Annotated in this window: 27 protein-coding genes and 2 pseudogenes; 17 read left to right on the forward strand and 12 right to left on the reverse strand. The window is 36.9% G+C overall.

Annotated features, from left to right (window positions below; genetic code table 11):
* Nucleotides 1-197 precede the first annotated feature (197 nt).
* The 3 genes from B5P42_RS08240 to aceA all read left to right on the forward strand — a co-directional run bounded on the left by B5P42_RS08240 (nt 198) and on the right by aceA (nt 3943).
* The gene (locus B5P42_RS08240) at nt 198-860 is read left to right on the forward strand and encodes an S-layer homology domain-containing protein (RefSeq protein ID WP_002188723.1); all 663 of its coding nucleotides are present in this window, start codon (nt 198-200) and stop codon (nt 858-860) included.
* 190 nt (nt 861-1050) lie between these two features.
* Nucleotides 1051-2640, forward strand: coding sequence for a malate synthase A (gene aceB, locus B5P42_RS08245; protein ID WP_113734001.1), 1590 nt, complete (start codon nt 1051-1053; stop codon nt 2638-2640).
* A gap of 25 nt (nt 2641-2665) precedes the next feature.
* The gene (gene aceA / locus B5P42_RS08250) at nt 2666-3943 is read left to right on the forward strand and encodes an isocitrate lyase (protein ID WP_113734002.1); all 1278 of its coding nucleotides are present in this window, start codon (nt 2666-2668) and stop codon (nt 3941-3943) included.
* 39 nt (nt 3944-3982) lie between these two features.
* On the opposite strand, the gene B5P42_RS08255 is transcribed toward aceA, so the two are convergent.
* Nucleotides 3983-4477, reverse strand: coding sequence for a DUF6584 family protein (locus B5P42_RS08255; protein WP_113734003.1), 495 nt, complete (start codon nt 4475-4477; stop codon nt 3983-3985).
* Between the two features lie 275 nt (nt 4478-4752).
* On the opposite strand from B5P42_RS08255, the gene cspA reads away from it, so the two are divergent.
* Nucleotides 4753-4956, forward strand: a complete 204-nt coding sequence (gene cspA / locus B5P42_RS08260) for an RNA chaperone/antiterminator CspA (RefSeq protein ID WP_002011282.1) — start codon at nt 4753-4755, stop codon at nt 4954-4956.
* A 26-nt stretch (nt 4957-4982) separates the two neighbouring features.
* Nucleotides 4983-5244 (forward strand): annotated as a pseudogene (locus tag B5P42_RS33105) (hypothetical protein).
* Nucleotides 5245-5294: 50 nt separating this feature from the next.
* On the opposite strand, the gene B5P42_RS08270 reads toward B5P42_RS33105, so the two are convergent.
* Nucleotides 5295-5480 carry a hypothetical protein gene (locus B5P42_RS08270; protein WP_002011281.1) on the reverse strand — a complete coding sequence of 62 codons (186 nt, stop codon included), beginning with the start codon at nt 5478-5480 and terminating at the stop codon, nt 5295-5297.
* A gap of 264 nt (nt 5481-5744) precedes the next feature.
* Here B5P42_RS08270 and B5P42_RS08275 point away from each other — a divergent pair, with 264 nt between their 5' ends.
* The 8 genes from B5P42_RS08275 (at nt 5745) to B5P42_RS08310 (ending at nt 17427) form a co-directional block, all read left to right on the forward strand.
* Nucleotides 5745-6326: a competence protein ComK gene (locus tag B5P42_RS08275; protein WP_113734005.1), complete on the forward strand. Its 582-nt coding sequence runs from the start codon at nt 5745-5747 to the stop codon at nt 6324-6326.
* A gap of 252 nt (nt 6327-6578) precedes the next feature.
* Nucleotides 6579-7175: a DUF4306 domain-containing protein gene (locus tag B5P42_RS08280; protein WP_113734006.1), complete on the forward strand. Its 597-nt coding sequence runs from the start codon at nt 6579-6581 to the stop codon at nt 7173-7175.
* Between the two features lie 355 nt (nt 7176-7530).
* Nucleotides 7531-8124 carry a TVP38/TMEM64 family protein gene (locus B5P42_RS08285; protein ID WP_002011278.1) on the forward strand — a complete coding sequence of 198 codons (594 nt, stop codon included), beginning with the start codon at nt 7531-7533 and terminating at the stop codon, nt 8122-8124.
* 159 nt (nt 8125-8283) lie between these two features.
* Entirely contained in the window at nt 8284-8847 is a 564-nt protein-coding gene (gene lepB, locus B5P42_RS08290) for a signal peptidase I (protein ID WP_002011277.1), read from the forward strand.
* 117 nt (nt 8848-8964) lie between these two features.
* A complete protein-coding gene (addB, locus tag B5P42_RS08295) occupies nt 8965-12480 on the forward strand; it encodes a helicase-exonuclease AddAB subunit AddB (protein ID WP_016093092.1) in 3516 nt (1171 codons plus the stop codon).
* Complete coding sequence (addA, locus tag B5P42_RS08300) at nt 12477-16202, forward strand: helicase-exonuclease AddAB subunit AddA (RefSeq protein WP_113734007.1); 3726 nt, start codon at nt 12477-12479, stop codon at nt 16200-16202. The genes addB and addA overlap by 4 nt, the downstream gene beginning before the upstream one ends.
* 23 nt (nt 16203-16225) lie before the next feature.
* Entirely contained in the window at nt 16226-16504 is a 279-nt protein-coding gene (locus tag B5P42_RS08305; RefSeq protein ID WP_113734008.1) for an RNA polymerase alpha subunit C-terminal domain-containing protein, read from the forward strand.
* A gap of 215 nt (nt 16505-16719) precedes the next feature.
* Nucleotides 16720-17427, forward strand: coding sequence for a DNA alkylation repair protein (locus tag B5P42_RS08310; protein ID WP_113734009.1), 708 nt, complete (start codon nt 16720-16722; stop codon nt 17425-17427).
* Nucleotides 17428-17483: 56 nt separating this feature from the next.
* Here B5P42_RS08310 and gerPF read toward each other — a convergent pair whose 3' ends face one another.
* The 7 genes from gerPF to B5P42_RS08345 form a co-directional block, all read right to left on the reverse strand.
* Nucleotides 17484-17699: a spore germination protein GerPF gene (gene gerPF, locus B5P42_RS08315; RefSeq protein ID WP_001141566.1), complete on the reverse strand. Its 216-nt coding sequence runs from the start codon at nt 17697-17699 to the stop codon at nt 17484-17486.
* Between the two features lie 42 nt (nt 17700-17741).
* A complete protein-coding gene (locus B5P42_RS08320; RefSeq protein ID WP_113734010.1) occupies nt 17742-18128 on the reverse strand; it encodes a spore germination protein GerPE in 387 nt (128 codons plus the stop codon).
* Between the two features lie 14 nt (nt 18129-18142).
* A complete protein-coding gene (locus tag B5P42_RS08325; protein ID WP_113734011.1) occupies nt 18143-18337 on the reverse strand; it encodes a spore gernimation protein GerPD in 195 nt (64 codons plus the stop codon).
* Between the two features lie 6 nt (nt 18338-18343).
* Complete coding sequence (gerPC, locus tag B5P42_RS08330; protein WP_002011266.1) at nt 18344-18958, reverse strand: spore germination protein GerPC; 615 nt, start codon at nt 18956-18958, stop codon at nt 18344-18346.
* 67 nt (nt 18959-19025) lie between these two features.
* A complete protein-coding gene (gene gerPB / locus B5P42_RS08335; RefSeq protein WP_044437744.1) occupies nt 19026-19232 on the reverse strand; it encodes a spore germination protein GerPB in 207 nt (68 codons plus the stop codon).
* Nucleotides 19233-19246: 14 nt separating this feature from the next.
* Complete coding sequence (gene gerPA / locus B5P42_RS08340) at nt 19247-19468, reverse strand: spore germination protein GerPA (RefSeq protein ID WP_001111190.1); 222 nt, start codon at nt 19466-19468, stop codon at nt 19247-19249.
* 96 nt (nt 19469-19564) lie between these two features.
* On the reverse strand, nt 19565-19744 hold the full coding sequence (locus B5P42_RS08345; protein WP_002087032.1) for an aspartyl-phosphate phosphatase Spo0E family protein: 180 nt from the start codon (nt 19742-19744) through the stop codon (nt 19565-19567).
* 246 nt (nt 19745-19990) lie between these two features.
* Between B5P42_RS08345 and B5P42_RS08350 the strand changes: the two genes are divergently transcribed.
* Nucleotides 19991-20890 carry a fumarylacetoacetate hydrolase family protein gene (locus B5P42_RS08350; RefSeq protein WP_044438097.1) on the forward strand — a complete coding sequence of 300 codons (900 nt, stop codon included), beginning with the start codon at nt 19991-19993 and terminating at the stop codon, nt 20888-20890.
* Between the two features lie 34 nt (nt 20891-20924).
* Here B5P42_RS08350 and B5P42_RS08355 read toward each other — a convergent pair whose 3' ends face one another.
* Nucleotides 20925-21209 (reverse strand): hypothetical protein, encoded by a 285-nt coding sequence (locus B5P42_RS08355; RefSeq protein ID WP_000925332.1) that lies wholly within the window; start codon nt 21207-21209, stop codon nt 20925-20927.
* Between the two features lie 106 nt (nt 21210-21315).
* Nucleotides 21316-22506: an ornithine aminotransferase gene (gene rocD / locus B5P42_RS08360; protein ID WP_000616665.1), complete on the reverse strand. Its 1191-nt coding sequence runs from the start codon at nt 22504-22506 to the stop codon at nt 21316-21318.
* 150 nt (nt 22507-22656) lie between these two features.
* Here rocD and B5P42_RS08365 point away from each other — a divergent pair, with 150 nt between their 5' ends.
* Entirely contained in the window at nt 22657-23022 is a 366-nt protein-coding gene (locus tag B5P42_RS08365) for a YisL family protein (RefSeq protein ID WP_113734012.1), read from the forward strand.
* Nucleotides 23023-23079: 57 nt separating this feature from the next.
* Here the strand turns inward: B5P42_RS08365 and B5P42_RS08370 are convergent, their stop codons facing one another.
* Complete coding sequence (locus B5P42_RS08370) at nt 23080-23634, reverse strand: DUF2777 domain-containing protein (protein WP_044437749.1); 555 nt, start codon at nt 23632-23634, stop codon at nt 23080-23082.
* Nucleotides 23635-23876: 242 nt separating this feature from the next.
* On the opposite strand from B5P42_RS08370, the gene asnB reads away from it, so the two are divergent.
* Nucleotides 23877-25724 (forward strand): asparagine synthase (glutamine-hydrolyzing), encoded by a 1848-nt coding sequence (asnB, locus tag B5P42_RS08375; protein ID WP_044437751.1) that lies wholly within the window; start codon nt 23877-23879, stop codon nt 25722-25724.
* A 189-nt stretch (nt 25725-25913) separates the two neighbouring features.
* Nucleotides 25914-26367 (forward strand): annotated as a pseudogene (locus tag B5P42_RS08380) (ferrochelatase).
* Nucleotides 26368-26419 lie beyond the last annotated feature (52 nt).

Raw genomic sequence — 26419 nt, forward strand, 5'->3', positions numbered from 1 at the left:
AAAAAACAGGTTAATTATAGTTACTTTTTATGAGTAAAAAGTACGGTTTAGTAACTTTATTGTTAATTAAGTATAAAGATAAGTATGTGAAATACAGTTCACAAATTAGACAAACATTATATGGATAAGTGTATTGTTACTTTTCCATAAATTCTTTATATTAGAAAAAAATATGTTTTTTTTAGGGAGAGAATACAGTGAAGAAAAAGATTTTAAAAGTAGCAACAGCTTTAACAATTATGGGTGGAATTGGATTGAGCGGACAAGGTACTACAGCAAATGCTGAAGTAGCTGTGAAACAACAACAAGCTGCTCCTGTTACATTTAAAGATGTACCGAAAGGGCATTGGTCTTATGAAGCAATTCAAACTTTAGCAGAACATGAAATTATGCTTGGTTACGGAAATGGTGTGTTCGGTTTTGGACATAACGTAAATCGTGAACAAGTAGCCGCTTTAATTTATCGCGCACTAGATCTTGATGAACAATTTGGTGAAGATGAGGTATTAGAAAGCCCGTATAATGATATTGTTGATGACAACTCAACGATGTTTCCTTTTGAAGTTTTAGCAGTAACAGAATTAGGTATCTTTACAGGTGACGAGAATGGAAACTTCAGACCAAAAGCTACGTTAACACGTGCAGAAATGGCGCAAGTTCTTACGAGAGCATTTGGGTTACAGGTACAAGGACCAGCAGGATTTAAAGATGTACCAAAGGGACATTGGGCAGAAAATGCGATTAATGCAGTAGGTTCAAATGGTATTTCAGTAGGAGATGGAAAGGGTAACTTCGCTCCGAACATGAAAGTAACACGTGAACAATATGCACAGTTCTTATTTAACTCAATGTTTGAATAAATAATAAAAAAGGAGCCGGTGTTGTATAACACTGGCTTCTTTTTTATGTGTAATGCCGGTGGAAGAATACAGTTTTGTAAAAAAAAGTGATTAAATTTTCAAAAAAAACTTCCTTTTCCGAAGATTTGTTATATAATATAAAACATAAAATCAAATCTGTTATAAGACAGTTTAAGAGGGGGATGCTAATATGTCGACGCAAACTTCACGGGTTACACTCGTTGGAGAAATGTTACCAGCGTACAACGAAATATTGACACCTGAGGCGCTTAGTTTTTTAAAGGAGCTGCATGAAAATTTCAATGAACGCCGCACGGAACTTTTACAAAAGCGTGTGGAGAAACAAAAAAGAATTGATGCAGGGGAGTTTCCTACGTTTTTAGAAGAAACAAAGCATATACGTGAAGGGGATTGGACAATCGCCCAGCTTCCGAAAGATTTAGAGGATCGCCGCGTGGAGATTACTGGACCGGTGGATAGAAAGATGGTCATTAACGCTTTAAATTCAGGAGCACATCTTTTTATGGCAGACTTTGAAGATTCGAATGCACCAACTTGGAGAAATGCTGTCGAAGGTCAAATTAACTTACGAGATGCGAGTAAGGGAACGATCTCACATAAAAATGAAAACGGAAAAGAATATCGTTTAAATAGTAAAACAGCTGTATTAATTGTGCGTCCGAGAGGGTGGCATTTAGAAGAAAAACATATGCAAGTTGACGGCAAGAACATGTCTGGCAGTTTAATAGATTTTGGTTTGTACTTTTTCCATAATGCGAAGACGCTTTTAGCAAAAGGAAGTGGCCCATACTTTTACTTACCGAAAATGGAAAGTTACTTAGAGGCAAGATTATGGAATGACGTTTTCGTATTCGCTCAAAAGTATATCGGTATTCCGAACGGAACGATTAAAGCGACTGTGTTAATAGAAACGATTCACGCTTCATTTGAAATGGATGAAATTTTGTATGAACTAAGAGATCATTCTGCTGGTTTAAACTGCGGACGATGGGATTATATATTTAGTTTCTTAAAGAGCTTCCGTAATCATAATGAATTTTTACTTCCAGATAGAGCGCAAGTCACGATGACAGCGCCGTTTATGCGCGCGTATTCTTTGAAAGTTATTCAAACGTGTCATCGCCGTAATGCGCCAGCAATCGGAGGGATGGCGGCGCAAATCCCAATTAAAAATGATCCAGAAGCAAATGAGGCAGCTTTCGAGAAAGTGCGTGCTGATAAGGAGCGCGAAGCTTTAGACGGTCATGATGGGACTTGGGTTGCCCACCCGGGACTTGTACCGGTTGCAATGGAAGTATTTAATCACATAATGAAAACGCCAAATCAAATTTTTAGAAAGCGTGAAGAAATACGTGTAACAGAAAAGGATTTATTAGAAGTACCGATGGGAACGATTACAGAAGGTGGTCTTCGCACGAATATTAACGTCGGTATTCAATATATTGCATCTTGGTTAAGCGGGCGGGGAGCAGCTCCAATTTATAACTTAATGGAAGATGCAGCAACAGCAGAAATATCAAGAGCACAAGTATGGCAGTGGATTCGTCATGAGGGTGGAAAGCTAAGTGATGGCCGTAATATCACTTTTAAATTAATGGAAGAATTGAAAGAAGAAGAACTAGCAAAAATAGAAAGAGAGATTGGTAAGGAAGCATTTAATAAGGGGAGATTTGAAGAAGCTACAAAACTGTTTACAAACCTTGTTCGTAATAACGAGTTCATGCCGTTTTTAACATTACCGGGTTATGAAATTTTATAAGAAACAAGAAAAGGGGATGGAACATATGAAAAACGAAAGAATTGATAAATTGCAGGAAAGCTGGGAATTAGATACGCGCTGGAAAGGGATAGCACGTCCATATACAGCTGAAGATGTAATTCGTCTGCGCGGATCGATTGATATTGAACATACGTTAGCGCGCTGCGGTGCAGAGAAGCTTTGGAAATCACTTCATACAGAAGATTATATTAATGCACTTGGGGCATTAACAGGAAACCAAGCGATGCAACAAGTGAAGGCTGGATTAAAAGCAATTTATTTAAGCGGTTGGCAAGTAGCGGCAGATGCGAACCTTTCTGGACATATGTATCCTGACCAAAGCTTATACCCAGCGAACAGTGTGCCAGCTGTTGTAAAACGAATTAACCAAACACTTCAACGTGCTGATCAAATTCAGCATATGGAAGGTAGCGGTGATACGGATTATTTCGTTCCAATTGTGGCGGATGCTGAAGCTGGGTTTGGTGGACAGTTAAACGTATTTGAATTAATGAAAGGGATGATTGAAGCGGGTGCATCTGGCGTGCACTTTGAAGACCAATTATCTTCAGAGAAAAAATGCGGGCATTTAGGCGGAAAAGTATTATTACCGACGCAAACAGCGGTGCGTAATTTAATTTCGGCACGTCTTGCTGCGGATGTAATGGGTGTACCAACAATTATCGTCGCAAGAACAGATGCAGATGCGGCAGATTTAATTACGAGCGATATCGATCCAGTTGATCAAGAGTTTATTACAGGTGAAAGAACGCCAGAAGGGTTTTATCATACGAAAGCAGGTCTTGATCAAGCAATTGCACGTGGTTTAGCGTATGCGCCGTATGCAGATCTCGTTTGGTGTGAAACGTCGGAGCCAAACTTAGAAGATGCAAAACGCTTTGCGGACGCAATTCATAAGAAATATCCAGGGAAGCTACTTGCTTACAACTGTTCCCCTTCTTTTAACTGGAAACAAAAATTAGATGAAAAAACGATTGCAAGCTTCCAAAAAGAAATTGCATCGTACGGTTATAAATTCCAGTTTGTAACGCTTGCTGGATTCCATTCATTAAATTACGGCATGTTTGAATTAGCGCGTGGTTATAAAGAGCGCGGCATGGCAGCGTACTCTGAATTACAACAAGCAGAGTTCGCAGCAGAGAAATACGGTTACTCTGCAACGCGCCATCAACGCGAAGTAGGAACAGGATACTTTGATGAAGTAGCACAAGTAATTACGGGCGGTACTTCATCAACGACTGCTTTAAAAGGATCTACGGAAGAAGAACAGTTTACGAAATAATGATAGAAGTAGGTGCCTGTTATAGGCATCTACTTCTATTTAAAATATCCAATCCAATATAGTGAATATACCAACGATAGTAGTAAAAAGAAGGAATGCGAATAATGATAGACAGCCCCATGTAAATAGTTTGTCTTTCCATGTTTCTTCATAATCATCAATTAGTTCCTCTATCACTTTTTTCTGCAATGGCTGTAAGGGACGTTCGGTGTGTAGTCCTGTAATAATGTTACGATCTCCTTTGAATTTTAAAGCACGTACAATATGATAAGAGTCGTTTCCCATCGATTTTTCAAATTGTAGACATGCCGCGTGCATAACATCTGTTTTCTCTTTTTCAAGATACCAATACCGTCCAGCCATTTCTGGGTATTGTAATGTAAAGTAAATGTCACCGAGTTTTTTCCTAAGTGCTAATTCATTCGGATAAGTAGCGATTAATCCGTGTAATCTATCTCTTGCTTTTCCAAGGTTGTTATTTTCAATATCTTTTTCAATTCTCTTTAATGTTTTTTTAGGGATTATTTCTGTCATACACGCCTCCTTATTAGAATAGGTGTGGTTATATTTTATAAGAAATACTAAAATTTAGAAATTTTATTTTTAAAAAGATTGTACATTCTATTTTAAGTGTGTTATGATAATACCAGTTGAATAATTAAATTAAGCAATCCATATATTATCAAATGCCGAAAACAAACGGGAAAAAGTATGTGAGAACTAGTTTATGTTTCGAATTTGATAATGTGTGGATTCTTTTTTTATACATGAAGACTAAATAAAATGTATTTTCGTAGGAGGAAATAATTATGACAGTTACAGGACAAGTAAAATGGTTTAACAACGAAAAAGGCTTCGGTTTCATCGAAGTTCCAGGCGAAAACGATGTATTCGTACATTTCTCTGCAATCGAAACTGATGGTTTCAAATCTTTAGAAGAAGGCCAAAAAGTTAGCTTCGAAATCGAAGATGGCAACCGTGGACCTCAAGCTAAAAACGTAATCAAACTATAATTTTATAGTTTATTATAGAAAAAAGGATGGCTTATGCCATCCTTTTTTTTGTTGTTGAGATATACGATATTTATATTAGTAATAAAGACAGCCTAAAAAGTACGATTGAAGGAATAAAGGCGTACTCGAAAACTTATGAAAATGATAAAGTGACGGTAATTGATTTGAGGAAGTCTCATTCTCGGTATTTAGATCAAGAACCATATATAATCATAGTACAGGTTGAAAGAGATACAGAGAATCTTGGAAGAAAAAATAGTAGTTTTTTTTGAGGATGAAGAAGAATGAAGGAAATGGTAATCAGTATGTAAAAAGGCTTTCCCGTAAAGGAAGGCCTTTTAGTGTTCTTTCACAGCTTTTTTCTTTTCACGTTTCTTGCATTCTGGACATTTAGATTTACGAAAAGGCTTCGCGAAGAACAGTAAAATAAAAAATAAACCGAATATAATACTCGCTGAATTTTTTACGATAACAATGCTACTATTTTTCATTTGAATTGTTGGATGATCTTGCTTTTCTTCCATGAGAGACCTCCGTATATTTGATTTATATTTTAATTATAGCAAAGTTGATTGTTGTAATGATGTGAAAAGAGGGGGCGATTATAAATAATTTTTATATAGTCATTAACGTGTTTATTTTCATATTATTATTTTGAGATTTATAAAATGTTTGATAAATGATAAAAGATTGTAAAAAAGCGTAATCTGTAAACCATTTCCTTTTCATAGGTGCTAAAATTATATATGCAGCTGCTAATATAAATGGAAAAAAGGAGATAGTAGACTATGGAAAGTAAAGTAGAACGTTATGTCGAAAACTATGTTGTAAGCAAAAATACAATGGCCTTACTTCCTGTTGTTCTAGGAGAAAAGAAAGTTGTTACGCGAATTGTTGAAATGGAAGATTCTTTTTTCGTATTTCAAAAGCCTCTTGATATTATAGAGAGAAGTTGCCGGAAACATGGTTCTAGTTTCTTTGGAAGAAAAGAAGGAACGAAGGAGTTAACTCGTATTACACATAAAGCTCCTATCGCAATTAGTCCGACAGATCAACTTTATTTTTTCCCTACGTATTCTTATTCTCGAAAAGAGTGTGCGTGGTTATCTCATTTTCATATTGAAGGTAATAAAGAATTAAAAGATGGAAATCTTATTATTAGATTTATAAATGGTTTCGCTGTGAAACTAGAAATGTCAAAAAGTAGCTTTGAAAATCAGCAAAATCGTACAGCGAAATTGCGGAAAGAATATGAAGACCGTAAGAAAAAACAAGGGAATCCTTGCTTTAAAGAGATTGATAAAAATGAAGAATCTAAATTAACACCAGCATATGAGAACGTGTATTTTGTGAAGGAAGGCGAAGTGTAAGAGGGAAAGGATGGGGAGACTCATCCTTTTTGATTTTGTTATATATACTATTTGCACGGTAAGATTCATAAATAAAACAAGGTTAATTTCCTGAATTTTCGTTCTCTAATAACTTAAGGTGATATATAATTACAATATAAGGGTTATTTTCCTAAATATACTTAATGTAGTGTGATTATATATCATTTTATATTCGCGGTATACAGGATAGTTCTTTCCTTATTATATAATTATATAAAAAAGGGGGCTGTTATGTTGAAAAGGACCATGTTATTTTGGGCGCAATATATTCTTGTTTTGCCTATATTATTTCTTACCTTTATGTTTACTGGTTTCGTTGGCAGTCAGTTAATGATAGGTGCTGATAAACAACATTTTATTTTTACGCCTCAAAATGCAACAGAATATAGTCAAATTAGTGAAATTGATAAATTGCTATTTGCTTTTTCAATTCAACCAGTTGTCACCATAGTATTTCTTCTATCGATTGTGTACGTACTGACACTTATTGTCTTTCAAATTATTGAATGTAAGAAGGAAAAAAAGATATTACATAGTTTACAATATATGGTTCTCATACCGATTTTTCTTTACTTGTGGTTAGGAATAATGCAATTTTCCGCAGTTGATTTAACTTGGATAGATAATTGGCAAGAGCACCTTATATTCACTCCTCCTACTATAACGAATGAGCAAGATATATATATGATTGATAAGTTTTTATACAAATTTCGAATGTTACCTATTCCAAGTACAGTATTAATACTATCTTTCTTATATTTATTAATACTTATCGTGATTGATAGTATACGCTTACTAAAAAAGTTTCTTGTAAGAACTAGTCATTAGAAAAGGAGAATTGTTTGAAGGTATAACAATTATTTGTCATTACTCATTTCCATACAGGTAGAAATAACCTTACGCGTAGTAAGGGTTTTTTTGAAACTACAGATTGACACTTTCTGTAGTTTCTTCTTTTTTATAATATGTAACCGTTAAGTTATAATCTGTGCGTGGTGTCTAAATTATTCTCATGTCTTGTCGAATATTGAAAGATTATCATAGCATAATAATGAAGGAATTCTAGCGAATGATATGGAAACTTTAATAAATACATCTCCATATGTCGTATCTACCATTTCCTCTTTCATTTAAGCAATGATACAGTAGAGGTAGTAATTAGAGTAAAGGGGTAAAGTGTAGAATGGATTTTCAAACGATCAAAGAGTATTTTTCACCAGAAAATATGGATCATATTGTTGAAAGTTATCGTGCGTTCGGACCGCTTCTCGGTATTGGCTTACCGATGATAGAGGCGCTTATTCCGGCATTGCCACTCATTGTGTTTGTGTTGGCGAATGCTGTTGCATTTGGTTTTTGGTTCGGTTTTCTTTATTCATGGATTGGGTCAGTAATTGGTGCAATGCTTGTATTTTTCATTATTCGTAGCTTTGGAAGAAGTCGTTTCTTTTCTTTTGTAAATAAGCATGAGAGAGTGCGAAAAGCGATGGGATGGATTGAAAGAAAAGGGTTCGCGCCAATCTTTGTTATATTTTGTTTTCCGTTCACACCATCTGCGCTTATAAATGTTGTAGCTGGTTTGTCTCGCATTAGCGTAAAACAGTTTGGACTAGCATTAGCATTTGGAAAGCTTGTTATGATCTTTATTTTAACGTATATCGGTCATGATTTAGTGTCATTTATTCATAAGCCGGTGAAATCGGTTATTGTGGGCGTTGTTATTTTTATTTTATGGTATGTCGGTAAAAAAATTGAAGTAAAGTTAGAACTACATTAGGAAAAGTCTTCTTTGTCCCGCTATTTGAGGGCAGTAAAACTCCCACCAAAAAATTCGACTGAAGCAAAGAAGTTAGGTGGGAGATGAACAAAACCCCCACCGATTAAGTTTCACTTTATAAATACAAGCTTCATCATTAAAGGGCGAGGGGAGAAGCGAATGAAGAAAACTTTGAAAAAAGAAGGGCTAGAGTGGGTAAGAACAATTTTAATTGGTGTACTATTAGCTGTATTTTTTCGAACGTTTTTCTTTTCAACGTACGTTGTAGAGGGGAAGTCAATGATGCCGACATTGCAAGATGGAAATATGCTCGTTGTAAATAAGGTGAGTTATCAAGTAGGGGACTTGAATCGATTTGATGTCGTCGTTTTTCATGCGAATAAAAAAGAGGACTATGTAAAGCGAATTATCGGTTTACCTGGGGATCATATCGAATATAAGCATGATAAATTATATATAAACGGACAATTCGTGGATGAACCTTATTTAGAGACGTATAAGAAAGAGACAAATGGACGGCAATTAACAGGCGATTTTAAACTAGAAGAGTTAACGAAAGAAAAGTTTGTACCACCCGGTTCTATTTTTGTAGTTGGTGACAACCGCCTTGGTAGCTGGGATAGTAGGCACTTCGGCTTTGTGAAAGCTGATACAGTTGTCGGTAAAGTTGATTTACGATATTGGCCGATTCAAGAGGTACAAACGAATTTTTCAAAAGGCTGATATAATAAAATGAAGTATAAGGAAAAGGCAAACGAGTATGTTTGTCTTTTTTATCGTCCTATAATACAATTGTGATAGCAAACTAACGTTCGTTATGTAAGTGAAAGGTGGGGTTTCATGTCACTTCGATTTGTGATTGGTAGAGCTGGAAGTGGAAAAAGTACACTTTGTTTACACGAAGTGCAAGAAGAGTTAAAACAGCGCCCAAGAGGGAAAACAATATTATATCTTGTACCAGAACAGATGACATTCCAAACGCAGCAGGCGTTAATTGGGAGCGAAGATGTAAGAGGTTCTATTCGGGCACAAGTTTTTAGTTTTTCGCGATTAGCGTGGAAGGTGCTGCAAGAAGTTGGCGGAGCGAGTCGTCTTCATATTGATGAAGCTGGTGTACATATGTTGCTTCGTAAAATTGTAGAATCTCGTAAAGATGGACTATCTGTGTTTCAAAAAGCAGCGGAGCAAAACGGTTTCTTTGAACATCTTGGTAGTATGATTGCTGAGTTTAAACGTTACAATGTGACGCCGTCTAACGTATATGAAATGTGGCAACAATTAGACACGCATAGCAGTAGTGCAGAGCAAAAGCTACTAGCGAATAAAGTGTATGATTTACAGTTACTATATGATGATTTTGAACGTGCTTTAATCGGAAAGTATTTAGATTCAGAAGACTACTTACAATTATTAATTGAGAAGCTTTCAGACTCTGAGTATGTAAAAGGCGCGGAAATTTATATAGATGGATTCCATTCATTTTCTCCTCAAGAGCTAGAAATCGTTAGAGGGCTAATGAGATTAGGAACAAGAGTAACAATAACATTAACGATAGATGAAAAAACGTTAGCGCAGCCAGTGAATGAACTAGATTTATTTTATGAAACGACGTTAACGTATGAAAAAATAAAACAAGTAGCGCGTGAAGAGAAAATAGAAATTGAAAAAACAATTCCACTTATGGAACAACCGCGTTTTCATTCTCCAGCATTAGCTCATTTAGAAACGCATTATGAAGCGCGTCCGAATGAAAAGTATCATGGTGAAGCGAGTGTAACAATTAGTACAGCAGCTAATTTACGAGCTGAAGTAGAAGGTGTAGCTCGTGAAATTAGAAGACTTGTGGCGGATGAAGACTATCGTTACCGAGATATCGCAGTCCTTCTTCGTAACGGAGAAAGTTATTACGACGTAATGCGAACGCTATTTACGGATTATAATATCCCGCATTTCATCGATGAAAAACGCCCAATGTCACATCATCCGCTAGTAGAATGTATTCGTTCTGCTTTAGAGATTATTAGCGGGAATTGGCGTTATGATGCAGTATTCCGCTGCGTGAAAACAGAGCTTTTATATCCATTAGATGTAAGAAAAGAAGCGATGCGCGAAGAGATGGATGAGTTTGAAAACTACTGTTTAGCGTACGGTGTACAAGGGAAGAGATGGACTTCTGAAGATCCGTGGATGTATCGTCGTTATCGTTCTCTTGATGATGCGAGCGAAATGATAACAGACAGTGAGCGTGAAATGGAAGAGAAAATAAATCGACTTCGCGACGTTGTAAGAACGCCAGTTATTCGTATGCAAAAAAGACTGAAGCGTGCTGGAACAGTTATGCAAATGTGCGAAGCGGTATATTTATTTTTAGAGGAGCTTGACGTTCCGAAAAAACTAGAAGAATTACGTGTTCGTGCAGAAGAAAATGGAGATTTCTTATTTGCGACAGACCATGAGCAAGTATGGGAAGAAGTGATGAATCTTCTTGATACGTTCGTTGAGATGCTTGGCGAAGAGAAGATGTCCCTTTCAATGTTTACGGAGGTTATGTCGACAGGTCTTGAGGCACTTCAATTTGCGAACATTCCGCCGTCACTAGATCAAGTGTTAGTTGCTAACATTGATCATTCTAGATTATCAGATATTAAAGCGACGTTCATTATTGGAGTAAATGAAGGAGTGATTCCAGCAGCGCCTATGGATGAAGGGATGCTTTCTGATGAGGAAAGAAATGTTCTCACCGCTGCAGGTATCGAATTAGCACCAACGACGAGACAAACTTTATTAGAAGAACAGTTCGTTATGTATCAAATGGTGACGAGAGCATCTGAGAAGTTATACATTTCCTGTCCGCTTGCGGATGAAGAAGGAAAGACGTTACTTGCTTCTAGTTTTATTAAAAAAATAAAAAGAATGTTCCCTGATGTGAAAGAATCGTTTATTACGAATGATGTAAATGACTTATCGCGTTCGGAACAAATCTCATATGTAGCAACGCCAGAAGTAACGTTGTCTTATGTCATGCAGCAACTGCAAACGTGGAAGCGATACGGATTTGAAGGCAATTTAGACTTTTGGTGGGACGTATATAACTTCTACGTTACTTCAGATGAATGGAAGCAAAAAAGTAGCCGTGTGTTATCAAGTTTATTCTACCGAAATCGTGCACAGAAACTAAGTACAGATGTAAGTAGGGATTTATATGGAGATACAATTAAGGGAAGCGTTTCTCGTATGGAACTATTTAATCGCTGTGCGTATGCTCATTTTGCTCAGCACGGTTTATCGCTAAGAGAGCGTGATATTTTCAAACTTGATGCGCCAGATATCGGTGAATTATTCCATGCAGCGCTGAAGAGAATTGCAGACAAGCTATTACGTGAAAATCGGACTTGGGCGGATTTATCAATAAAAGAGTGTGAACACCTTTCTGCTTTAGTAATAGAAGAAATTGCACCGTTATTACAAAGACAAATTTTATTAAGTTCGAACCGTCATTTCTATTTAAAGCAAAAACTACAACAAATCATTTTCCGTACGTCACTTATTCTTCGTGAACATGCGAAGTCGAGTGGATTTGTACCAGTTGATTTAGAAGTACCGTTCGGTATGGGCGGGACTGGATCTCTTCCGCCAATGGAATTTGCGTTGCCAAATGGTGTGAAGATGGAAGTAGTTGGCCGTATTGACCGTGTTGATAAGGCGGAAGATGAGAGTGGTACGTTCCTTCGTATTATTGATTATAAATCAAGTTCGAAAGCGTTAGATTTAACAGAAGTGTATTACGGACTCGCACTTCAAATGTTAACGTATTTAGATGTTGTTACTTCAAATGCACATACGTGGATGAAAAAGGGCAGTACTGCATCACCGGCGGGTGTATTGTATTTCCATATTCATAACCCGATTGTTGAGATGAAAGGCGATGCATCTGAAGAAGAAATTGAGAAAGAAATTTTAAAGAAATTTAAAATGAAAGGTCTCGTACTAGGAGATGCTGACGTTGTGCGTTTAATGGATAATAAACTTTCAACAGGAAGCTCTGATATTATTTCTGCTGGTCTGAAAAAAGATGGTAGTTTTAGTGCGCGTTCTAGCATTGCAAGTGAACAAGAGTTTAACGTACTTCAAAAATATGTACACCACTCGTTTGAAAATATCGGAAAAGACATTACAGAAGGTGTTATCGATATTGCTCCTTACAAAAAGGGGAATAAAGCGGCATGTACGTTCTGTAACTTCAAATCTGTTTGTCAATTTGATGAATCACTTGAAGATAACCAATTCCGTACGTTAAAAGATATGAAAGATAGCGAAGCGATGGAGAAAATTAGAGAGGAGGTTGGCGGAGAATGATAGAAAATTGGCCTCAGAAACCAGAAGGTAGTCAATGGACAGATGACCAGTGGAAAGCGGTTGTAGCGAACGGACGTGATATTTTAGTCGCAGCGGCAGCTGGATCAGGGAAAACAGCGGTATTAGTTGAACGTATTATTAAAAAGATTATAAGTGAGGAAAATCCAGTCGATGTCGACCGCCTGCTCGTTGTAACATTTACGAATGCAGCGGCGCAAGAAATGAAAAATCGAATTGGGGAAGCGTTAGAAAAAGTATTAATTGATGGGCCAGGTTCACAGCATATAAGAAAGCAGCTTAGCTTATTAAATAAAGCTTCCATTTCTACAATTCATTCATTTTGTTTACAAGTTATTAGAGGATATTATTACATGCTTGATGTCGATCCTCGTTTTCGTATTGCGAACCAAACAGAAAATGAGTTATTAAAAGAAGAAGTGCTAGATGACATATTAGAAGAAGAATATGGAATCGAAGATAATAGTATTTTCTTTGAACTAGTTGATCGTTATACGAGTGACCGTAGTGACGATGACTTACAACGAATGATTTTAGCGCTTCATACAGAATCAAGAGCGCATCCAAACCCGGAGAAGTGGCTTGATAAATTAGTAGAAGCATACGACGTTGAAGGAAAGACGATTGAAGATTTAGTGTACGCTTCTTACTTATTAGAAGATGTAAAATTCCAGCTTGAAACAGCGGAAAAGCATATTCGTAAGGCGACTGAACTCGCAATGCTTCCTGATGGTCCAGCGCCTCGCGTTGAAACTTTACAAGCGGATTTAGCTTTACTTGGAACGTTATCCTCAGCAGCGCGTGGATCGTGGACAAGCGTTTATGAAGCGATGCAAAATGTATCGTGGCAAACGTTAAAGCGTATTAAAAAAAGTGATTACAACGAAGATGTTGTAAAACAAGTAGATTCTCTTCGTAATAAAGCGAAAGATGAAGTGAAGAAATTACAAGAAGAGCTATTTAGCCGCAGACCCGAAAGTTTCTTACGAGATTTTCAAGATATGCATCCTGTATTAGAAAAACTCGTGAAGCTTGTAAAAGTATTTACAGAGCGTTTCCAAGCGATTAAGCGAGATAAAGGAATGGTCGATTTCACAGATTTAGAGCATTTCTGTTTACAAATTTTAAGCGAGCAAAGTGAAGGCGGTGAAATGAAGCCATCAGCAGTAGCGCTTCAATATCGTAATAAATTTGCTGAAGTACTAGTTGATGAATATCAAGATACGAACTTCGTACAGGAATCAATTATTAAATTCGTAACGAAAGATTCTGAGAGTGAAGGAAACTTGTTCATGGTTGGTGACGTAAAACAGTCAATCTATCGTTTCCGACTAGCAGAGCCTGGTTTATTCTTAGGAAAATATAAACGTTTCACACAAGAAGGATCGGGCGGCGGAATGAAGATTGACTTAGCGAAAAACTTCCGTAGCCGTCATGAAGTGCTAGCAGGTACGAACTTTATTTTCAAACAAATTATGGGCGAAGAAGTCGGCGAAATCGATTATGATGCTGACGCTGAATTAAAGCTAGGTGCTAGCTATCCAGAAGGTGAAGATGTAGCGGCAGAGCTATTATGTATTCAGCAAACTGAGGAAGAAGTGCAAGACGGTGAAGAAGGTGCCGAAGTAGAAAAAGCGCAGCTTGAAGCTCGTCTTATGGCGCAGCGTATTAAAGCAATGGTCGATTCAGGCTATGAAGTGTATGATCGTAAAACTGATAGTATGCGCCCAGTGCAATATCGTGATTTCGTTATTTTACTTCGCTCCATGCCATGGGCGCCGCAAATTATGGAAGAGTTAAAACTACAAGGAATTCCGGTATATGCTGACCTTGCGACTGGTTACTTTGAAGCGACAGAAGTAAATATTATGATGAACGTATTCCGCGTCATTGATAACCCGATGCAAGATATTCCGCTTGCAGCTGTACTTCGTTCACCGATCGTTGGACTAAATGACGAAGAACTTGCGACGCTTCGTGCTCATGGAAAGAAAGGCTCGTTTTATGAAGTGATGAGCTCATTCTTAAAGGGAGCGCCGCTTGAAGAAGAACAAGAACTGCATGATAAATTAGAGTGGTTTTATAACTTACTGCAAGGGTGGCGTGAATTTGCGCGTCAACAATCTCTTTCTGATTTAATTTGGAAAGTGTACGGTGAGACAGGCTATTACGACTTTGTCGGCGGTTTACCAGCCGGAAAGCAAAGGCAGGCAAACTTACGCGTACTATATGATCGCGCAAGACAATATGAAGCAACATCGTTTAGAGGATTATTCCGCTTTTTGCGCTTTATTGAGCGTATTTTAGAACGCGGAGATGATATGGGAACGGCGAGAGCCCTCGGAGAACAAGAAGATGTTGTTCGCATTATGACGATTCATAAAAGTAAAGGGCTAGAGTTCCCAGTCGTATTTGTAGCTGGGCTTGGTCGCCGTTTTAATACACAAGATTTAATGAAGCGTTTCTTACTTCATAAAGATTTCGGTTTCGGTTCACAATTTATCGATCCTCGTAAACGAATTAAATATACGACATTATCGCAACTAGCGATTAAGCGTAAAATGAAGATGGAATTAATTGCGGAAGAAATGCGCGTACTATACGTAGCGTTAACACGTGCAAAAGAGAAGTTAATTTTAATTGGAACAGTTAAAGATGCAAATAAAGAAATGGAAAAATGGCTCGATGCAAGAGAGCATAGTGAATGGTTATTACCAGACCATATTCGTGCCGGAGCGTCTTGCTACTTAGACTGGATTGCACCTTCCTTATATAGACACCGTGATAGTGAAATGCTTCTTGAATTAGGACAAGGAAATATTCCAGGCGAAATTTATGAATATAGTGCTAGCTGGAAAGTAGAAGTTGTTGAAGGAAAAGATTTACTTGCACCAGAACCAGTTCAAGAAGAGAAACAAGAGCTATTAGAAGCGCTTCGTGATAAAAAAGCTGTTCCGTTAGAAAGTGAACGGAAAGAAGAAGTGTACGACAGATTGATGTGGGAATACGGGTATGCGGACGCGACATCTCACCGTGCGAAGCAGTCTGTTACAGAAATAAAGAGAAATTATCAATCTGAGGAAGGTAGCGATAACGCCTTTATTAAAAAACTTCGTGCACCAATTAAAACACGTCCGCGCTTTATGGAGAAAAAAGGGCTAACATACGCAGAGCGAGGAACAGCAGTCCATGCTGTTATGCAACATGTAGATTTGAAGAAACCAATTACGATTGAAGTTCTTCAAGAACAAATTGCAAGAATGGTAAATACAGAACTATTAACATTTGAACAAGCTGAAGAAATAGCGATTGAAAAAGTCATTTCATTCTTTGATAGTGACTTAGGTAAAAGGGTGCTAGCAGCAAAAAGTGTTGAACGTGAAGTACCATTTACGATGATGCTTTCAGCAGAAGAAGCGTATCAAGATTGGCAAGGGAAGAAAGGCGAATCAATACTTGTCCAAGGGGTTATCGACTGCATGATCGAAGAGGAAGACGGAATTACTTTAATCGACTTTAAAACAGATACGATTGAAGGAAAGTTTCCAGGCGGATTTGATCAAGCGAAACCAATTTTAGAAGACCGATACAAAGTACAGCTTTCACTATATGCAAAAGCACTCGAGAAAAGCTTAAAACATCCTGTGAAAGAGAAATGTTTATATTTCTTTGATGGAAATCATGTTGTAAATATTGACGAATAGAGCTTAGAAAGGGATTATGGATTATGGCGACGTTAAGAACTTGTGATCAAGGACACGAGTACTACAAAAGTAGCGATTGTCCAACTTGCCCAACCTGTGAGAAAGAGAGGAAGCCAAAAGAAGGCTTTCTTTCTCTTCTTTCAGCACCAGCAAGGCGAGCGTTAGAGCACCATGGAATAACGACTGAAGCAGAACTTTCAAAGTATAGTGAAAAAGAAATTTTGAAACTGCATGGTATAGGACGAGCATCTTTACCTAAATTGAGAGCGGCTTTAGAAGATAAGGGATTATCATTTAAATAAAAAAACTAATCACTAGCGGGGAGTAGCATCTTCATTAATGATTAGTTTTTATAATCGGTATTAATTAGCTAGATAAACGCGTATAACGAAATCCCATTTTGAAAATCGTAAATTGATGGACAAAACGCTTTAAAAGATGGAGTTATGAAGTATAGAGAACTTGATAAAGAATATAAGCGAATTGATTATAATATTAAGGAAGGAAGTGCAACACGATGGATTTTGAAACAGTAATGCAAGAGCTTGAAACTCTCGGCAAGGAACGAACTAAAAAAATATACATATCCAATGGTGCAAAGGAACCACTTTTTGGAGTAGCTACAGGTGCTATGAAACCAATCGCGAAGAAAATAAAAATCAATCAAAGTTTAGCTGAAGAGCTTTATGCTACAGGTAACTATGATGCGATGTACTTTGCAGGCATTATTGCAAATCCAAAAACTATGAACGAATCGGATTTTGATCGTTGGATGGATGGGGCGTACTTTTATATGCTGTCCGATTATGTGGTGGCAGTAACTTTATCAGAATCAGATTTTGCACAAGACGTTGCTGATAAATGGATTGCAAGTGGTGACGAACTAAGAATGTCAGCGGGATGGAGTTGCTACTGCTGGCTTTTAGGGAATCGAAAAGACCATGAATTTTCCGAAAGTAAGATTACCAATATGCTAGAAGTTGTGAAAAATACAATTCACGATGCGCCAGAACGAACGAAATCCGCTATGAATAATTTTCTAAACACCGTGGGGATTTCATATGTGCCGCTACATGAAAAGGCAGTTGAAACTGCAAAGGAAGTAGGCATAGTGGAGCTAAAACGGGACAATAAGAAAAGCAGTTTTCTAAATGCTCATGAAAGTATTCATAAAGAACTTGATAGAGGAAGACTCGGATTCAAACGTAAATATGTAAGATGTTAAAAATAGAAGAAACAGCCCTAGCTCTACACAAAATAGAGCTAAAAGCTGTTTCTTTTTTACGCTGTTCCAATTTGGTCTTGGTCTGCAACGTCCGAATCGAATGTATTTGTCGCACTAACGCCGTTAAAAGTGTTGACGACAAATCCGACATTGGAAGCCCCAGAACCGTTATAAGCTTTCGTATTTTCTTTCGGAGACACGTTATAAAAATCTCCTAAGTTGAAAGAGCCGTTACTGTTTTGAACGACAAGATTTCCTACAACCGAAGGCATACCATTCACCTACTTTGCTAAGCTTTTTAATTACTATATGAATTATTTATTGGAAGGTTCATCAGTAATGTATTGGCGGATTTGCATAATACGAGAGTTATTAAAAGCATAATCAACATTTCCAATTTGAAAGCAACCAGAATTTAAAAGTGTCCGCACTTCAACGTTGTTTACTTCAATAAAAGGACACTCATTTATAATATTTACTTTTACATCTGTGGTTCGCTTTGGAATAGTAATGTGTTCATCTGTGAAAACTTCAAAAGCATCTAAGTGACCTTCTCCTTTTAAATAACAAGGAATTTCCCGATGAACCAAAAGCGCCCTGCTTTTTAATTCCATTTGATTTGCATCACCAACTTGAAATACTGCAGCAATCCCCAAAGAAATAATAGAAACATTTTGGACAACTGAAACATGATGTAACATAATTTTGAGTCTCCTCAACCTGGAGTCGTAGGGACAGCTGTTACTAATGGTACAAATGGCCCCTCGGTAACGGATTCGAATGGCGTATCAAGAATAGAAGAAAGGATGAGAAGGTTTGCATCTCCAATTAAAAATAATGCGGCAGAAGAAACCCCGTTCATTTTAATCTGCCCTACTTTTAACTCGCGGTTTACAACATTTAAATTCATACATACTTACTCCTTTCGAAAATTGCCCGGTATGTGTTGAATAAAGGAAAGAAAGGCTTTGTCAATATCTTGTTTCATTGCTTGAATAATGACGTCTCGTAAATAATCGGGATCTGTGGAAATACCCTCATACGATTGAACTTGTGATAAATAATACGGAAGTCTATGTTCCATCTGTTTTTTTATGTCATCCACCATCATTTGTCGATACATCTCATCAAGCGGCGTCCTCTCTTCTTGTTCAAAATGGAGAATTCGACTATATGCTTCTTCATCTAAATAGCGATGCATTTCTTGGAGGATACCTTGATAAAAGTCTGGATTTGTTTCTGTTTCAGGATTTACTTTTAATGTTTCTGTATCTACTTGAAAATCTTCAATTTGCTGCCCTTTTGTTGAAAATGGATTCAAGCCAATATTTAAAGTGCCGTTTAAATTTTCTACTTTTAATTGATCGAATTTATATTCCACTTTTCCTATAGAAGAGGAGGGACGACTTTTTAACTCATTAAGCTCTTCTTGTAGTAGGCGAACTTGCTCTTCAAGGTTTAGAATAGTTTGCTGCTGTATTTGGAGAGCTTGTTGAAGTTGGTGTAGGTAAGTATATATATCTTGATTCATTTGTGAAACCTCCTTTTCAATAGGGAGGGGAAATATATTCCTGCTATATATTTATGACAAGGATACCTTAAGAAGAACCAGTTGATGGTTTGATGGAAATAATTTGTCCTTTCGCATGTAAAGGGCGAAGCGGTTCTGTAAATCCGCCAGAATTTGAGAATTTAGAAAGAGCCTTAATACTACCTGCAGTTCCAATTTGAAAAACGGAAGAGGTCGTAATGCTATCGATTTTAATGCTGTTAATGATGATACTTTGGTTCACATAAAAATTCAATGCAATCGCCCCCTTTAGTTCGAACCAATTATTGCTTGATCAATTACATCTGAATCATTGACGGTCGTTGAGCTTTGATAATTGTAGACAGAGACGTTATCCCCAACATTAAATGAACCGGCTCCGGCAAAAGCGCGTGAATAACTAATAGGCCTAATCGCAAATACATCTCCAATATGAAAAATACCACTTGATCCAATATTAACGATACGAATATGTCCGACCATAGCTGGCATACAAAACACCTTTCGTTTTTAAAATTTTCTTTTCTACTATTGTATGGGCGTTTTCAATAAAATGTGTATTTTTTCGAAATAAAAGAAACACATACGTTATTGAGTATGTGTTTCGAACATCTGAGTATGTGTGCAATCTGTATGTATAGGCCAAACAACATTTAAGAGCCTGTCCAATTCCTGGCTACAATCTACTGTTTTTTGAGAAGTCATTCCGTAGCGTTCAGCAAAATAGATCATTTTTTCGCGTTTTTTTTCGATAGCTTGCTCAAACATTGAAATCGGCTCCATCTCTCAATAAATTTTATGTATATATGTAGTACATATTATACAAAAATCCCATAAAAAAGAAACATCTTCGCTAAAAAAAGTATAATTTCTACATTTTATGTCAAATAACGGATGAGGAACAAATATAATAACGGTTGAATATTGTAAAAATTAGCGTGTATAAGAAGGTTTTTTTCTTAAGGATGCGAATACAATTATAGGGTATGAGTTTTAGGATGGAGAGTGGAAGTATTGCGTTTTGTAACGGCTAAGAAAGAAGAAAAAGTATTTGTAGGTATTGTGGATGAAGAGGAAGAAAAGGTATTACATTTAAGAGAAGCGCAAAGACAAAAAGGGGAAAAGGTTACTATCCCAATTACCATGTTAGAGTGTATTGAAAGAGGAAGCGAATGTCTTGAGAAAGTGTACGATATTGTAAATTGGGCGAAGGAAAATGCGGGATCGGCGTATTATCCGTTAGCAGAGGTGAAAATATTAGCACCGATTCCAAGGCCGAGAAAAAATATTCTTTGTGTTGGAAAGAACTATCGTGAGCATGCGGTAGAAATGGGCGGAGTAGAGTCTATCCCTGAAAATATAATGATTTTTACAAAGGCGCCAACAACAGTGATTGGAATTGATGAGCAAATTAATGGTCACCCTCACGCGACGAATGAACTTGATTACGAAGGTGAACTAGCAATCGTTATCGGTAAGCGAGGGAAACAAATAAAAATAGAAAAAGCTCTTGATCATGTTTTTGGATATACAGTTATAAATGATGTAACTGCTCGGGATATTCAAAGGAAACATAAACAATTTTTCCTAGGGAAAAGTTTCGATACATTTTGTCCGATGGGACCGTATTTAATTCATAAATCGATGGTTAGAACGCCGAATGCATTACACATTGAAACAGTGGTAAATGGAGAAGTAAGGCAAACTTCAAATACGAGAGAAATGATTTTTTCAGTAGAAGAAATTATTTCGACTATAAGTAAAGGCATGACATTAGAGCCAGGAGATATCATTGCAACAGGGACACCAGCTGGTGTTGGTAAAGGTTTTACGCCACCGAAGTTTTTACATGCTGGTGATGAAGTTGTTATTACAGTAGAGGGAATTGGTACGTTAAGAAATATAGTGAAATGAAAAAAGAGCTATCTTGTGAAAAGATAGCTCTTTTCTATGGGCGTGGATTAACGGAGTAATCTATGATGGCGAAAATATACAATCCGATTAATGCTAAAGTACAAATTCCAATTAGCATAACTGCAAGTGCGCTTCTCTCACGGCCAAAACCGATAATTGTAAGGAAAACAGCAGCCCAAAATGATGTTTTGAGTAGTGTGAATGTATTAGGAGTTGAATAATGACTGAGTAAAGTTGTAGATAATATGAAGCCGATGAATGTCATAGAAATAAAAATTGTAGCTAAATTGTTAATGTGTTTACCGTATTTCAATAGCATACAGTTACCCCCTTTTTAACTAAAAACAGAATATTCAATTTTATTTTACGATAAACTACTAAAAAAAGAAAGAGGTTGTCCTATATTTAGGACAACCTCACTATGATTAAGATAGTACAGCTTTAATTTTTTGGAACGCCCACTCTAAATCTTCTTCAGAGATTACTAGAGGTGGTGCAATACGAATTACGTTTTCGTGTGTTTCTTTACATAATAGACCAGCTGCTTTTAGTTGTTCACAGTAAGGACGAGCTGGCTCGTTTAATTCGATACCGATGAATAAACCTTTACCGCGAATGTCAGTAATCATTGGATTATCAATTTCTTTTAATTGCCCAACTAGTTTTTCTCCTAATTGAAGAGAACGCTCTGTTAATTTTTCTTCTTCTAATACTTCAAGAGCTGCAATAGAAACAGCACATGCAAGTGGGTTACCACCGAATGTAGAACCGTGAGAACCTGGCTCGAATACACCTAAAATGTCGCTGTTTGCTGCAACACAAGAGATTGGGAATACGCCGCCGCCAAGTGCTTTACCAAGTATGTACATGTCAGGAGTTACATTGTCCCAGTCGCAAGCAAATACTTTACCCGTACGGCCTAAGCCTGTTTGGATTTCATCTGCTACGAATAAAACGTTTTCTTTTTTACATACTTCAAAAGCTTCTTGTAAGAAACCAGCTGGTGGAATGTTAATTCCTGCTTCACCTTGGATTGGCTCTAAAATGAATGCAGCTGTATTTGGTGTAATCGCAGCTTTTAACGCTTCTAAATCACCATAAGGAATTACAATAATGCCAGGAAGCATTGGACCGAAGCCACGCTTGTACTCTTCGTTTGATGACATAGAAACAGCACCCATTGTACGTCCGTGGAAGTTATCTTCACAAACGATGATTTCTGCACGGTTTGCTTCTACCTTTTTCACATCATAAGCCCAGCGACGAGCTGTTTTAATTGCAGTTTCAACAGCCTCTGCACCTGTATTCATAGGAAGTACCATATTTTTATTTGTTAGTTTCGCAACTTTTTCGTACCAAGGACCTAATTGATCGCTATGGAAAGCACGAGAAGTTAACGTCACTCGATTAGCTTGGTCAATTAAAGCGTTAATGATTTTTGGATGACGATGACCTTGGTTTACTGCAGAATATGCACTTAATAAGTCCATATAGCGGTTTCCTTCAGGATCTTCTACCCAAACGCCTTCTGCTTTAGAAATAACGATTGGAAGTGGATGGTAGTTATTTGCCCCGTATGTGTCTGTAAGTTCGATAATATCCTTAGTTTGAATCATGATTGTTCCCCCTTTTGTTATTACAAGAAGTTTGTAAATACTCTAAATATTATAGCATTTAAATATAAAAAAGCGAAACATTTCCTGAAAATATATGAACATGTTATCATATAGAGTGAAAAAGTGTGAAAAAGAGGAGGCAGGGATACGATGGTACATATGCATATTACAGCATGGGCGTTAGGATTAATTTTATTCTTCGTTGCGTATTCACTTTATTCAGCAGGAAGAAAAGGTAAAGGTGTACATATGGGGCTTCGCCTTATGTATATCATCATTATTGTGACAGGTTTCATGTTGTACATGAGTATTGTGAAGACGGCAACAGGTAGCATGCACATGTGGTACGGCATGAAAATGCTAGCTGGTATATTAGTAATCGCTGGAATGGAAATGATTCTTGTGAAAATGAGCAAGAACAAAGCAACAGGGGCATTTTGGGGATTATTTATTGTTGCACTAGTAGCGGTATTTTACCTTGGACTGAAATTACCGATTGGTTGGAAAGTATTCTAATAAAAAATAAAACCACCTTATGATCTCAAATATTTGGGAGATAAGGTGGTTTTTATTTTATGTCGCATCAATATGCAACTCTTCTCCGTTTGCTTTCGTAAATCGCAAAATATTTTTATTAGAGGAAGAGTGGCGTACAAAATGATGCTGCAATGTACAAATCATTTCGTCGTTATCGAATAAAAGAATATTTACTCCTTCGCATGCTTCCTCTTTTGGCAAGAAGGATAAATAATTATGACAATACATGCAATCATATAAAGAGTAATTAAGTGATTGCAATGATTCGGTTAATAATGTAAAGACAGAGTCAGGTAATTCCTCAAGCCATTCATTATAGCTAAGAAGTAATTTTTTTCGAATTCGTATCATTTCCCCGTTTTGGAGAGAATGTTGTTCATTTGCAATTTGTAATATATCTTGTTCATAAAAACGAGCTGGTAGCCAATTGTTGTTATATAAAATTTCAAAACCATCTTCAGCAATATCTTCTAATAGAAAAGCCTCATCATTTTCATCATCAAAGAATACCCATTCTTTGTTTATATATTCTACATTACCGACTGTATGAGCGCGCGGTTGGTTATACAAAATGTGTTTGCGTTGTATCATAGTTCATTTCTCCTTTTATAGAAATAGTTATTCTTGTTATGGACAGTTCGTACGTTCTTTATAACTAGACACACCTAAAGATAGATGGGCATACAATAAAACACGCTTTACACTGTGAAACTGCTATTCCATATGTGGATAGTTAGTTATCGTCAAGTTTGTTGTTTTTATGTATCCGCACTCATAGGGTGGGGATTACTGCACGTTCAGAAACAGATATTAGATTAGGAAGGATGATTCTTATGTGCGGGATTACAGGATGGGTGGATTATAAACGCTCATTAGAAGGGGAAAGGGACATCGTGACGAAGATGGCGGAAACGCTAGCGAAACGCGGTCCAGATGATAATAAAGTTTGGATTAAAGGGAACGTCGCATTTGGGCATAAACGGTTAATCGTTGTAGATCCTGAAGGTGGTAAACAACCCATGACTTGTTTAAAAGACGAAACGAGTTATGCGATTTGCTATAACGGAGAGCTCTACAATACAGAAGATATTCGCAAAGAGTTATTAAGAAGAGGTTATACATTTAAAGGGCATTCCGATACAGAAGTACTATTGGCATCTTATATTGAATGGAAAGAAGAATGTGTCGATCATTTAAACGGTATATATGCGTTTGCAGTATGGGATGAGAAAAATGAACGAGTCTTTATTGCCAGAGATCGATTAGGTGTAAAACCGCTTTTTTATAAATATGATAGCGGACGATTATTATTTGGTTCAGAGTTAAAAGCGATACTAGCGCATCCAGATGTGAAGGCGGAAGTAACGTTAGAAGGGTTGTCAGAAATATTTGGCCTCGGACCATCTAGAACGCCTGGTCACGGTGTATATGCTGGTATTCAAGAACTGCGTCCGGGTCATGCAATGACGTTCTCAAAAGACGGTTTATGCATATGGAGATATTGGAATGTAGAAAGTAAAAAACATGAAGATTCATTTGAAGAAACAGTAGAGAAAACTCGTTTTTTATTACAAGATGCGATTACGAGACAATTAGTTTCTGACGTACCACTATGCACTTTTTTATCAGGAGGTGTAGATTCAAGTGCTATCACAGCAATTGCCGCGAAAGAGTATGAAAGATCAGGGAAAGGTCAATTGCACACGTATTCTGTTGACTATGAAGATAACGACAAATATTTTAAAGCGAATGCGTTTCAGCCAAATTCAGATGCACCATTTATTAATTTAATGACAGAGACATTTCAAACAATTCATCATCGCTGCGTCATTTCTAATGAACAACTAGCACAGTATTTAACAGAAGCAGTACTCGTTCGCGATTTGCCTGGTATGGCAGATATTGATTCTTCATTATTATGGTTTTGCCGTGAAATAAAACAAGATTTTGTCGTCGGTCTATCTGGAGAATGTGCAGATGAAATATTCGGAGGTTATCCGTGGTTTTATAGAGAAGATGATTTACAATCAAGTGCATTTCCGTGGATGCGTTCTACAGAAGCGCGTGAACAACTTCTGAAGAAAGAATGGAGAAATAAATTAAATTTACAACAATATGTACAACAACGCTATGAAGAATCCATTCAAGAAGTTCCTATTTTAGAGGGAGAAAGCCCATTAGAAGCGAAGAGACGACAATTATTTTATTTAAACATGGTATGGTTTATGACAACATTATTAGACAGAAAAGACCGTATGAGTATGGGGGCAAGCTTAGAAGTACGCGTTCCATTTGCGGACCACCGACTTGTCGAATATGCGTGGAATATTCCTTGGGAAATGAAAATGTATAAAAACCGCGAAAAAGGTCTATTGCGTAAGGCTTTAGAAGGATTACTTCCAAATGATATATTGTATAGAAAGAAAAGTCCGTATCCGAAAACGCATAACCCGCACTATACAAAAGCAGTAACAGTATGGCTCCAAGATTTATTAACGGATAAAGGCTCAATTTTGCATGAATTGTTCGATAAGGAGCAATTGAGCGGATTGATCGAGTCTGGGGGCAGTGCATTTCAAAAACCATGGTTTGGCCAATTAATGACTGGACCGCAGCTTTTAGCTCATTTAGCGCAAATTCATGTTTGGTTTAAAGAGTATGGGGTAAATATTAAGGAATAGGGAAAGAGCGGCTTATATTTATGTGAGCCGCTCTTTTTCTTAAATAAATTGTCATATAAAATTCGAAATCATATTATAAACAATACTTATTTAGAATTATTATTTTGACGTACTTATTATTGCTTGTTATAATTGGAAACAAATGTTCTTGAAAAAGATTCTCATTTCCAAAATTGAGGTGCTATATAGATGACGAAGAAGAAAATAGGTTTGCTTGTAATGGCATATGGAACACCGGAGTCATTAGATGATGTAGAAGCTTATTATACTCACATTCGTCATGGCCGTAAGCCATCTGAAGAAGCGCTCCAAAATTTAATCGGACGGTATAAAGCAATTGGTGGAATTTCACCGCTTGGGAAAATAATGAAAGAGCAGGCGCATAAATTAACAGATTCAATGAATAAAATGTTTACAGAGCATGAATTTGTTTGTTACTTAGGTTTAAAACACATTGCTCGATTTAGGAGTTTTATATGACACCGATTATGAATGTAAAGTTGTAACTGATGAATTAAATGCCGCATATTTTAGACTAAATATGCCCAATTCACAATCTGTATTTATTGATTGTTTAGCTGAAATTGTTTCCAAAAAAATGAAGGAAATAGTTGACAAGGATTTAATTTTGAATAATAATTAGTTTATAATAATTTTAAATAAATAATAATTACTATGAAGGAAAGAGGAGGATC

The sequence above is a fragment of the Bacillus sp. SRB_331 genome (assembly GCF_003264175.1).
GTDB lineage: Bacteria > Bacillota > Bacilli > Bacillales > Bacillaceae_G > Bacillus_A > Bacillus_A mycoides.